Origin of the sequence: Acinetobacter sp. YH12098 (assembly GCF_013419235.1) — a bacterium.
Lineage (GTDB): Bacteria > Pseudomonadota > Gammaproteobacteria > Pseudomonadales > Moraxellaceae > Acinetobacter > Acinetobacter amyesii.
In genome coordinates, this window is record NZ_VPAO01000033.1 from 18,593 (window position 1) to 29,396 (window position 10,804).

At 40.9% G+C, this 10,804-nt stretch carries 14 protein-coding genes; 7 read left to right on the forward strand and 7 right to left on the reverse strand.

Translation table 11 applies throughout. The features are described 5' to 3' along the window. Positions 1 to 150 precede the first annotated feature (150 nt). Positions 151 to 357, forward strand: a complete 207-nt coding sequence (locus FTU38_RS11535; RefSeq protein ID WP_078189026.1) for a KTSC domain-containing protein — start codon at positions 151 to 153, stop codon at positions 355 to 357. Positions 358 to 441: 84 nt separating this feature from the next. Here FTU38_RS11535 and FTU38_RS11540 read toward each other — a convergent pair whose 3' ends face one another. Continuing rightward, positions 442 to 1,035 (reverse strand): O-methyltransferase, encoded by a 594-nt coding sequence (locus FTU38_RS11540; protein ID WP_180111250.1) that lies wholly within the window; start codon positions 1,033 to 1,035, stop codon positions 442 to 444. A gap of 57 nt (positions 1,036 to 1,092) precedes the next feature. Next, positions 1,093 to 1,311 (reverse strand): DUF1653 domain-containing protein, encoded by a 219-nt coding sequence (locus FTU38_RS11545; protein ID WP_078189028.1) that lies wholly within the window; start codon positions 1,309 to 1,311, stop codon positions 1,093 to 1,095. A 283-nt stretch (positions 1,312 to 1,594) separates the two neighbouring features. On the opposite strand from FTU38_RS11545, the gene ahpF reads away from it, so the two are divergent. From ahpF to FTU38_RS11560, 3 genes are all read left to right on the forward strand, one after another. Beyond that, positions 1,595 to 3,160: an alkyl hydroperoxide reductase subunit F gene (gene ahpF, locus FTU38_RS11550; protein ID WP_078189029.1), complete on the forward strand. Its 1,566-nt coding sequence runs from the start codon at positions 1,595 to 1,597 to the stop codon at positions 3,158 to 3,160. Positions 3,161 to 3,426: 266 nt separating this feature from the next. Beyond that, entirely contained in the window at positions 3,427 to 3,669 is a 243-nt protein-coding gene (locus FTU38_RS11555; protein WP_180007362.1) for a hypothetical protein, read from the forward strand. Between the two features lie 235 nt (positions 3,670 to 3,904). Continuing rightward, positions 3,905 to 4,099, forward strand: a complete 195-nt coding sequence (locus tag FTU38_RS11560; RefSeq protein WP_180111273.1) for a hypothetical protein — start codon at positions 3,905 to 3,907, stop codon at positions 4,097 to 4,099. 69 nt (positions 4,100 to 4,168) lie between these two features. Here FTU38_RS11560 and FTU38_RS11565 read toward each other — a convergent pair whose 3' ends face one another. After that, the gene (locus tag FTU38_RS11565) at positions 4,169 to 4,816 is read right to left on the reverse strand and encodes a LysE family transporter (RefSeq protein ID WP_180007363.1); all 648 of its coding nucleotides are present in this window, start codon (positions 4,814 to 4,816) and stop codon (positions 4,169 to 4,171) included. 146 nt (positions 4,817 to 4,962) lie between these two features. Continuing rightward, on the reverse strand, positions 4,963 to 5,535 hold the full coding sequence (locus FTU38_RS11570) for an FxsA family protein (RefSeq protein WP_180111252.1): 573 nt from the start codon (positions 5,533 to 5,535) through the stop codon (positions 4,963 to 4,965). Positions 5,536 to 5,667: 132 nt separating this feature from the next. Here FTU38_RS11570 and ruvC point away from each other — a divergent pair, with 132 nt between their 5' ends. Then, positions 5,668 to 6,213 (forward strand): crossover junction endodeoxyribonuclease RuvC, encoded by a 546-nt coding sequence (gene ruvC / locus FTU38_RS11575; protein ID WP_078189034.1) that lies wholly within the window; start codon positions 5,668 to 5,670, stop codon positions 6,211 to 6,213. A 70-nt stretch (positions 6,214 to 6,283) separates the two neighbouring features. Here ruvC and FTU38_RS11580 read toward each other — a convergent pair whose 3' ends face one another. Continuing rightward, on the reverse strand, positions 6,284 to 6,559 hold the full coding sequence (locus FTU38_RS11580; protein ID WP_180012138.1) for an acylphosphatase: 276 nt from the start codon (positions 6,557 to 6,559) through the stop codon (positions 6,284 to 6,286). 1 nt (position 6,560) lies between these two features. Then, positions 6,561 to 8,048 (reverse strand): NAD(P)H-hydrate dehydratase, encoded by a 1,488-nt coding sequence (locus FTU38_RS11585; protein ID WP_180027228.1) that lies wholly within the window; start codon positions 8,046 to 8,048, stop codon positions 6,561 to 6,563. Between the two features lie 20 nt (positions 8,049 to 8,068). On the opposite strand from FTU38_RS11585, the gene queG reads away from it, so the two are divergent. Next, complete coding sequence (gene queG / locus FTU38_RS11590) at positions 8,069 to 9,163, forward strand: tRNA epoxyqueuosine(34) reductase QueG (RefSeq protein WP_180111254.1); 1,095 nt, start codon at positions 8,069 to 8,071, stop codon at positions 9,161 to 9,163. A gap of 277 nt (positions 9,164 to 9,440) precedes the next feature. Continuing rightward, complete coding sequence (gene bioB / locus FTU38_RS11595) at positions 9,441 to 10,433, forward strand: biotin synthase BioB (protein ID WP_180111255.1); 993 nt, start codon at positions 9,441 to 9,443, stop codon at positions 10,431 to 10,433. A gap of 127 nt (positions 10,434 to 10,560) precedes the next feature. On the opposite strand, the gene FTU38_RS11600 is transcribed toward bioB, so the two are convergent. Continuing rightward, a complete protein-coding gene (locus FTU38_RS11600) occupies positions 10,561 to 10,785 on the reverse strand; it encodes a hypothetical protein (RefSeq protein WP_168379636.1) in 225 nt (74 codons plus the stop codon). Positions 10,786 to 10,804 lie beyond the last annotated feature (19 nt).

The following is a 10,804-nucleotide window of genomic DNA, read 5'->3' on the forward strand; positions in this document are numbered from 1 at the left end:
ATTAGTTGATAAAGAAATGAAAAAAATTTGAGATAAAACATTATTTTTTAACAATTCTGCAATACTCCACGCCCTAAATTTGTCTTAATTTCAAATGAGATAAACCTTTAACTGCAGTATGACTATAACAACGCAATAAGGGGGTGGCTTATGACAACAACTGTTGTAACTTCTTGGAAATACAGTTCTTCTTCACGTTACTTAAAAATATTTTATGCGAATGGTTCTGGGGATCTCTTTTATCCAGTTTCACCTTTTATTTATGATAATTTACTTCGATGTAGTGATAAAACGGCATTTGTCCACAAATATCTAGAATATGATCTACATTTTTCACGCGTAAGCCTACAGGGTTAAACCGCTACAAGCTCAGCGCTATAGCAACAGTATTTTTACTAATTAAAAAAAAATCGATCAAATCAGGGCTGAATGCCCTGATTTTTAGTTGCGCCAAGTCACCATAAAGAGCCCTGCGCCCTCATTTAATGTCATACTGATAAAACGATCATCCGCTTCAACACGTTGGATAAATTCAGCGACCTCATTGGCATGTGACAGCACATTATCCACGATTAACACGCCACTTTGAACTTGTATCAATTCAGCTAAATATGGCCAATACCCGATATACGCATCACGTTCTGCATCCAATAAAATGAAGTCATAACGCTGATTTAACTGCTGTAAAAAATGCAGCGCATCGCCATGATGAAATTCGATGTATTCGGATAAAGCTAAATTTTCCGCATGCTGTTTAGCTTGTTCGATACGCGCTGCATCAATTTCAATGGTTTCGACTCGCCCTTGTGTAGACTGGGCAGCATCTGCCAACCACAGCGTGGAATAGCCTGTAGATGTTCCAATTTCCAAGATCTGTTTGGCTTGTTTTAAGCGAATTTGCATAGCCAAAAACAGTGCAGACTCAGGCTCAATATTTCGGTAACGCGCAAGTCGGTGATTTTGCGCAGCATCGTGAGCACTAAAGTCTGCATAGAGTTGTTGCATATAGTTTTTAAGATTTGCGTCCATGCTCATGATTCTGTCCTTTTGTTATTTCTTTCATATTTAAAGATTAAAGTACTAAATATCTGCTCAGTGGGTTTCTTGGATCAGTTTAAAACGTGGAATTACTTCACCATCAATTTCAACGGTTTCCATAAACATCTCTAAGGGTCTGACCCACATGGAATAGTCGTCATACAAGCACTGATAGACCACAACTTTTTCACGCGTTTCACTATGTGTTGCAACATGAAAGACTTGATACAACTGACCTTTATAATGCTGATAAATTCCCTGTTTAACCTGCATACCATTTCCCTAAAAAGTTCTCAATACAATAGCGTTGACTCTAGCATTGTCTTGCTTAAAGCGCGATGAATTCGTTTATTTTTCCACTATTTAACTTGTATTTCTCGATATTGGCCCAATATTGACTGGATTCACATCGGTATATTCTTATGATTTAGAAAGAAATTTAATCACTTGATTTGTAAAACCGATTAATTTTATAAAAACAAACCGTTTCACCTATTTAATGGTTTGTTCTATCATTCTCTCATCAAATAAATTTACTCCTCTGGAGACGTTAGCAATGTTAGATCAAAATACTTCTGCTCAATTAAAAACCTTACTTGAACGCCTTGAAGGCCCGATTGAAATCGTCGCGACTTTAAACGGCACGGACAAATCAGACAAAATTAAAGAATTGGTAACTGAAGTTGCTGCCTTATCTGATTTAGTGACTGCACGTTTTGACGGTAACAACAGCCGCGCGCCAAGCTTTGGTATTGCAAAAGCAGGTGAAACTCCACGCGTATTCTTCGCAGGTTTGCCGATGGGCCACGAATTCACGTCTTTGATCTTGGCATTGTTACAAACCTCTGGTTATGCACCGAAAGTATCTGACGAAGTACTGAATACCATCAAAGGTCTAGGTCTTAAAACTGACTTTGATGTGTTTGTATCTCTAAGCTGCCATAACTGTCCTGACGTGGTTCAAGCCTTGAACCTAATTGCGATCTATAACCCAGGTACAACTGCAACCATGATTGATGGTGCATTCTTCCAAGACGAAGTTGAAGAACGCAAAATCATGGCTGTACCGATGGTATTCCAAGACGGCAACCACATCGGTCAAGGTCGTATGACCTTGGAAGAAATCATTGCGAAATTGGATACGAACTCTGCCGCAAAAGATGCTGAAAAGCTAAATGCCAAAGAAGCCTTTGATGTTCTTGTGATTGGTGGCGGCCCTGCGGGGAATACTTCTGCAATCTATGCAGCACGTAAAGGCATTAAAACAGGTATCGTGGCTGAACGCATGGGCGGTCAGGTCATGGATACGATGGACATTGAAAACTTCACGTCGATTCAAAAGACTCAAGGTCCTAAGTTTGCTGCTGAAATGGAAGCACATGTACGTGAGTACGGTGTGGACATCATGAACTTGCAACGTGTATCTGACATCAAAGGTGCTGACCAAACAGCTAATGGCTTAGTTGAGGTGACTTTAGAGAATGGTGCAAAACTTGAATCTAAAACAGTGATTCTTTCAACAGGTGCACGCTGGAGAGAGATGAATGTTCCAGGTGAGCAAGAATACCGTACTCGTGGTGTTGCATACTGCCCACACTGTGACGGTCCATTGTTCAAAGGCAAACGAGTTGCAGTGATCGGTGGTGGTAACTCAGGTGTCGAAGCGGCGATTGACCTTGCTGGTATTGTGGAACATGTAACACTTGTTGAGTTTGATACTAAGCTTCGTGCTGACCAAGTCCTTCAAGACAAGTTAAACAGCTTACCGAATACGACTGTAATCATGAATGCATTGTCTACAGAAGTGGTCGGTGATGGTTCACAAGTCACTGCACTAAACTATAAAGATCGTGCAACAGATGAAATCAAAACGATAGAATTGGCTGGTATCTTCGTACAAATCGGTTTGTTACCAAACACTGATTTCTTAAAAGAAACAGCGGTTGAACTTTCAAACCGTGGTGAGATCGTAATTAATGAGCGTAACGAAACCAATGTAAAAGGTGTATTTGCTGCCGGTGACTGTACAACAGTACCGTACAAACAAATCATCATTGCGACAGGTGAAGGCGCGAAAGCATCATTATCTGCTTTTGATTACATCATCCGTTCTGGTCAATAATTCAGTTTAGACAGAACAGCAAAAGCCAGTTTTCGAACTGGCTTTTTTTATGTCTGAAAATTCATCTCTTGTTTCATTTATAAATTATTAATAAAACAAATATTTAACTCTCTGACGCTTTTCACTTACACAATAATGAGCAAAACAAACCGTTTAAAACTTGTACAGCAGCTTATTTGCACATTAAGATAAAACAATCATCACGGATTGATGGTTGACAATAACAACAAGAATGTTGGTCAAATTCGACTAAATGGAGAAAAGCAATGCACTATCAATATCACTGTGCTTGTTGCAATAAAGTATTGGCTTCAAGCGATAAAGAATGTTCCGAATGTGGCTCGCATAATATCCGTAGCCCATATGGCTTTTGGATATTTTGCATACTCAGTTGTTTGGCTGTTGCCATTCTATTTAAGAGTGTTCAAGTGTATTTGCAACAGCACGATACTGAAGCTACGACCCAACTCAACATCTTTGAAATACTCAAGCAGGATGGTAAAAATTAAGCTTTTTTTACAACAGCCAAATATAGCCCTATGAACAGGCTGGCAATGCCTAAATATCATACAATCCGTATTTAAGCGCTATTATCCAGTTGCTTTAAAGTCATTCAAAGCGAGAAATTAAAATGATGAAAGCCTGAATGATTTCAGGCTTTTTTATGCGCTTGCATCGCCCTGCTTACTTATCTTCACGAGGAAAATTCTTTAAACTATGGCGATAGCAATGAGGTTCTAGATGATGGTGCAGTTAATCAAAAAAGGCGGTTTACGTGAACGCGCCAATCGTAGCCGATCATACAAAGGCTCTGAAAATACCGAAACTACCCTCAAGCCAAACCGTTATCGTGATCATGCTGAAACCATCGATATTGCACAAGATCCATCAAATACAGCACCGTCTAAAGACCAAGATCAAACCAATCCAGAGCAATAGAACTTGGACATAAAAAAAGCCAAGTTTTAATACTTGGCTTTCGCTTTGCTGACAGTAATATGTTTGCAGCTATTGAAGATTGAACATTCTAATTGCGTCGAACCACAGCCAAATCGCAAAAATTAAAAATAACGCCCCTGAAACCACATCAATATAACTACCCGAACGTTGGTAGAGTGCTTTAATTTTAGGCAAAGACATAATCATCATAAACAAACTAAACACAATAAAGGTCTGAATCGGAATGATGACAGCAAGCTGTGCTTTTAGGTTACTACTGGCTGATGAACTCAACGCCAGTGAGAACACACTACTAAAATAAATCAATGTTTTCGGATTGGCTAAATTTGTAAATAAACCTAATAAGAAATAATTTTCAGTTTTCTGCTGACTTAAGGCCTGCCCATCTTCTAAATTGGCTGTTTGATTTAAACTTTTAAGCCCGCCACTAAACATTGCCCAACCCATTTTCGCTAAGAAAAATCCACCAACAGCCATTAAAACTTGTTGTATCCATGGAAATTGCTCAACCAGAACCGTAAAGCCCAATAAGGTTAAAACGACCCACACCACAATCCCGACAGAGATCCCCGCAATAATTTTTAAGGTATTTGCACGCGTTGTTGATGCTGCACTTTTAGCAATTAATAATACATCTGGACCGGGACTCAACTGCGCAACAAAATGAAGCGCACAGATGGTGAATAACAGTGACATGCAAGCTGATTCATTTGAATTAAAACGTGAAGATTATATCGCTTGTTCAATTTTTTTGTTGGCAACACAAGGTTTATTTTTAGGCCGTATCAAAATTTACGCAAAAAAAAAGCCGAATACACATTCGGCCTTTCATACTGAGTTAATTATTTTTTATTGACATCTTTCAGTTCAATTTGTTTCGCATCTGGCGTCACTTCACGAGCTTCACCATCAATAACGGATGAATCACGACCTGATTGCTGATTTTGCATATCTTGCATTTGACGCATCATATCTGCAAATGGGTTCTGACCTTGAGCACCGCCCATGCCTCCTATATCGCCCATCATGCCACCCATCATTTTTTCCATCATGGCTTGCTGACGCTTCATCATGGTTTTCATCATGACTGCTTTCATGGCATTTTGTACAGGTGGAATCAAAATAAGTAATGCCATAATATCTGAGATTAGACCCGGTAACAGCAATAAGAAACCAGCCAAAATTTTTGGTAAATTTCCAGTTAAAGCTGGATCATTACTCATTTGACCTGCTTGCATTTGCTGCATTTGAGGCATCAGACCTGATGAATATTTACGGATAATATTCATCCCTATAAAGAAGGCCGCCACGAACCAGAAAAAGACATACCACATGCTGCCGACGAGGTCGCCCACACCGATCCAGACTAACACTTCCAGGATCAAGCCTGCTAAAATCAGAAGAAATAATTTCATGAAAATTAAACAAATCTCAGTAAATTAATTTAAGGTGTTGCGTTCAACTGCTCAATCACTATCAAGCTTTTTTGACACGCTTATGTAACAATATGGGCATTATTTTATTTTTAAAGGGCAAATAGGGCAAACATGTCATTAATTATCGGTATTGACCCTGGGTCGCGCTTAACTGGTTACGGCATCATCGAAAAGGATGGTTCTAAACTACGTTTTGTCGATGCTGGCACCATTCGTACCGAAACGACAGAAATGCCTGAACGCTTAAAACGTATCTTTGCTGGTATTGATCGTATCGTAAAGTTTCACGGACCTACTGAAGCCGCGGTTGAGCAAGTCTTTATGGCTCAAAACCCTGACTCTGCCTTAAAACTGGGTCAAGCACGCGGTGCTGCCATTGCCGCTTTAACCAATTTAGATTTACAAGTCGCTGAATATACAGCACGTCAAATCAAACAATCAGTGGTCGGCTATGGTGCGGCAGACAAAGAACAAGTCCAAATGATGGTTATGCGCATTCTGAACCTAAGCATCAAACCACAGCAGGATGCAGCCGATGCTTTGGCTGCCGCAATTTGTCATGCGCATGCGTCTGGTAGTATGAGTAAAATGGCTGTACTGAATGCCTTAGGTGGTATGGCTCGTGGTCGAAGTCGTGTAAGCACTCGACGTCGATAAATAATCGTCAAAACATATAGCTCAGTAATTCAGATTGTTTTCAAAAGCCCACTCAATCTAGTGATCAAATTTAGCGGATCATTTTAAAATTGCTATAGTCTAATTCATGCATTGGAATTTCTTGCTGATCGATTTTAGTTACGTCTGCTCGTAAAGGCCCCACCAGACTGTGTTTCAGTATTTTATGAATGGCGTCTTCAGTTCCAATAATCAGTGCTTCAACTTCGCCCGTCGCTAGATTTTTCACATAGCCATTTAAACCAAGTGCAATCGCTTGCTGTTCAAACCAACGACGATAGCCAACGCCCTGCACTTTACCTTGAATTCGCAATTTAACTGCATGCATTTTAGTCTTCAACTCCTGAATGATTGACCACATGATAAACCGCTTGGGCCATATCCTGCGCTTGCAAACCACGCATCCCCGGCTTCGCCAATACATCACCTGCTAAAGCATGCAGGCTTACGATTTCGTGCAGATGAATTTGCTGATGGAATTGTGCTTTTAAACTTGCAATCATCCCTGCAAGCACATCGCCCATACCGCCTGTACCCATTCCTGCATTACCTGCGGTGCAAATCCAAAGCTGATCTTCAAGTATTAAGCTGCCTGCCCCTTTAAGCACCCATTGACCTTGAAATTTTTCTTTTAAATACTGAATTGCTTGTACACGATCCGCTTCAACTTCTGCAGTAGATAGACCCAATAATTTTGCAGCCTCACCCGGATGTGGCGTTGCATAGGTGCGTGTATTCAATTTTTCAGGTGTTTCAGCTAGAAACCACAAGGCATCTGCATCCAAAACAATTTCCAAGGTTGACTGCTGAATCAATGGAAACCATGACTGAAACTGCTGTTGTGCCCAATTGTCACGACCAAGCCCCATGCCAAAGCTAATCGCATCGACATGATCGATCAGTTGCCGAATCGCTTCTGTATTTAAAGCATTGATATCGCGTAGCATAATATTCGGTGCGCGCGCCAAAATTGCGGTGTGATGTCGTGCATCACAAACAACCGTGACCTTACCTGCACCTGCATGGAATGCAGCCTCAGCAGCCATAATCACCGCCCCACCCATTTCAGCATGTCCACCAACAACTAAAACATGTCCATAACTGCCTTTATGACCAAAAGCTTGTCGCTCAGGTAAAGTGATTTTCTGCGGTGACAAATACGCAAGTGGCTCAAGCTTAATATCAGTCGGTATGCATGCTATCACCGAAACTTCACCTGCATATTCCTTCGCTTGGCCTGTAAATAACCCTGCTTTTAAACCCAATGCCGTAAAGGTATAATCGGCTTGAAATGCGATGGGTAAAGGCTGTCCTGTATTGGCATGTAAACCGCTTGGAATATCAATCGCAACTTTGAGTCCCGTGCATGCATTCAATCGTTGAATAATGGCTTGCCACTCGTGAGAAAGTTCACGATTGAGCCCTATACCAAATAATGCGTCGATATAGACGTCATAGTCACGCTGAAAATCAAAATGTGTATAGATCTTGAGCTTGTGATCTATCGTTTCCTGTACCGCAGAATGCAAATCTTTCGATGCCCCTATTTCAGCGGCATAGATATCGACTTGAAAGCCTGCTTGCTGTAGATATTGCGCTGTAAGATAGCCGTCGCCTGCGTTGTTACCCTGCCCACAACACACTGCAATATTTTTTAAATTTTGCTGCTTTAACATTGGAATAAGTTGCTGAGCAATCGACCATGCGACCTGCTGCATCAGACCATAACTGCTATTGTGCTGAGCAAACCAACGCTGCTCCCAAGCTTGAATACTTTGGCTAAGATAAACAGGGCTATGGTAAACTTGCAGACGCATTGTTTTTCCTTGTTATGATTATGGCCGCTTCAACTCCTGCACAAAAAATTCCTGTCGATCAATATGATCCAGAAACCCTAAAAGCATGGATTAAAGCGCAAGCCTTAAATTTAGGTTTTTCTGATTGTGTCATCGCAAAGCCAGATGCTCAAGAGGAACTCCCTCGTTTTAAAGAATATTTAGAACGTGGTTATCATGGCGATATGAAATTCCTAGAGGAAAACCTTGAAAAACGTGCCAATCCTGCACTTTTAGTCCCCGGCACCCGCAGTATCATTTGTGTCCGCATGGATTATTTGGTCGAAACCCCAAAACCACGTTATGTTCCTGATGAGCCAAATGCAGCCATCATTGCACGCTATGCACGAGGTCGTGACTACCACAAAGTCATGCGTGGTCGTTTAAAAACCTTGTCGAATATCATCCGTGAAAAAATCGGAGATTTTGAATCTAGACCCTTTGCCGACTCTGCACCAGTGTTTGAAAAATCCTTAGCTGAAAATGCAGGCATGGGCTGGACAGGCAAACACACCTTACTGATCCATAAAAAATCAGGCTCATTTTTTGTATTAGGTGAGCTGTTTACATCACTCGATTTGCCTTTTGATTCTCCGGCAACCAAACATTGTGGTTCATGCACAGCCTGTATTGATATCTGTCCAACTCAGGCCATCGTTGAGCCCTATATGTTAGATGCACGTAAATGCATTGCCTACTTAACCATCGAATATAAAGGCATCATTCCTGAAGAATTACGCAGTGGCATTGGCAACCGTGTGTTTGGCTGTGATGACTGTCAACTTATCTGTCCATGGAATAGCTTTGCGCATAAAACTCAAATTGAGGACTTTTATCCACGTCATGGCCTCGACCAAGTGAGTTTATTAGATCTTTGGCAATGGGATGAAGCCACTTTTTTAAGCTGTACTGAAGGCAGTCCTATCCGACGAACAGGCTATCAAAGTTTTATGCGAAATATCGCCATTGGCTTAGGCAATGCACCATACAGTTCAAATATTGTGCAATCATTAAAAAATTCTCGCAAAAAACATGACGCGATTGTGCAAGTTCATATTGATTGGGCAATTGCAGAACAAAACTCAAAAATGCTTTAAGGACTTTTATTCTCTATTTTCCAGATCCTTACAAAGTTTTCATTTAAGCTAAAACTTAGTGACGTAATCCAAGAAAATTAATTTTTTAGCTCAAAATAAACATTGCAGCGATTGTGCTGTCATTTAGCATAACTTTGCAAGCATCTTAAATATCAAAAGTTCTTTGAAAAAGTCATTTCAATGCATTTTAGCTAAATTGCAATGTTACAAAATAGTCTTGGAAGTCTGCAAATTTTACGTATGATGATCTGCATTAGGCAGAAAATATGGATTATTTATGAGCTACCGAAATGACTGGACACATCCAGAAATACAAGAGTTGTATCAACAACCATTGATGGATTTATTATTCCAAGCACAGACCATTCACCGTGAATATTTCCAAGCCAATCATATTCAAGTCAGCACCTTACTTTCGATTAAAACCGGTAAGTGCCCTGAAGACTGTAAATATTGCTCTCAGTCTGCACATTATGACTCTGGATTAGAAGCTGAAAAACGCATGGCTGTGGAAAAAGTCATCAATGAAGCGAAAGCTGCGCTTGCTTCAGGTTCTTCGCGTTTTTGTATGGGCGCTGCATGGCGCAATCCACATGAACGGGACATGCCCTATGTGCTAGAAATGGTTCGTGAAGTCAAAGCGCTTGGACTTGAAACCTGTATGACCCTTGGCATGCTGAATCAATCTCAGGCAGAGCGCTTACATGAGGCGGGCTTAGATTATTACAACCATAACCTCGATACTTCTCGTGAGTATTATCCCAATGTCATTAGCACACGTAGTTATGATGACCGTTTAACGACGCTGGACTATGTCCGCCAATCTGGAATGAAAATCTGTAGCGGTGGAATTGTAGGTTTAGGTGAAAGCCGTGATGACCGTATTGCCTTCCTAATGGAGTTGGCAACGCTGCCGATTCATCCTGAATCTGTGCCGATCAATCTCCTTGTGCCTATTCAAGGTACCCCACTTGCAGACGTTGAGAAACTCGATGTGATCGAATGGATTCGCACCATTGCAGTCGCACGGATCATTATGCCAAAAAGCTATATTCGACTCTCTGCAGGTCGTGAATCCCTGAGTGATTCAGAACAAGCTTTGGCATTTATGGCAGGTGCAAATTCACTATTCTCCGGTGAAAAACTGCTGACCACACCAAACGCAGGCGAAGGCAAAGATCAGCTTTTATTTAGTAAACTCGGTTTAGTGGCTGAACAGCCCAAACCAAATGCTGCACAGCTTTCAACTGATGCCATGCAAATGGCTTAAAATCTAAGCCCCGAACATCGGGGCTTAGTTCAATTGAATGATCAGTGATAGGTTTCAATGTGCAATGCAAGAGACGGTGCGAATTAATGAAATGGCTAAATCACCATGAGTAGGGAAAATATATCGTTTACTTAGCGAAGTTATGTGCTGTTATTAAAATGCCATAGCCTGCATTTAAATAATCCCCTTCACGGATGACGTCTTGACCATTAGCATGTTGAACCACCAATTGCTGCTGAATCGCATCATAATGAAAAGATTCAAAGCAATCTTGATGTTGTAATAACCATGCAATGGTATCTGCCATATTGGCATCGACGGTATAACGCTCGGCTTGAAAATCTTTACTCATATCTGCATAAAAACTGTGA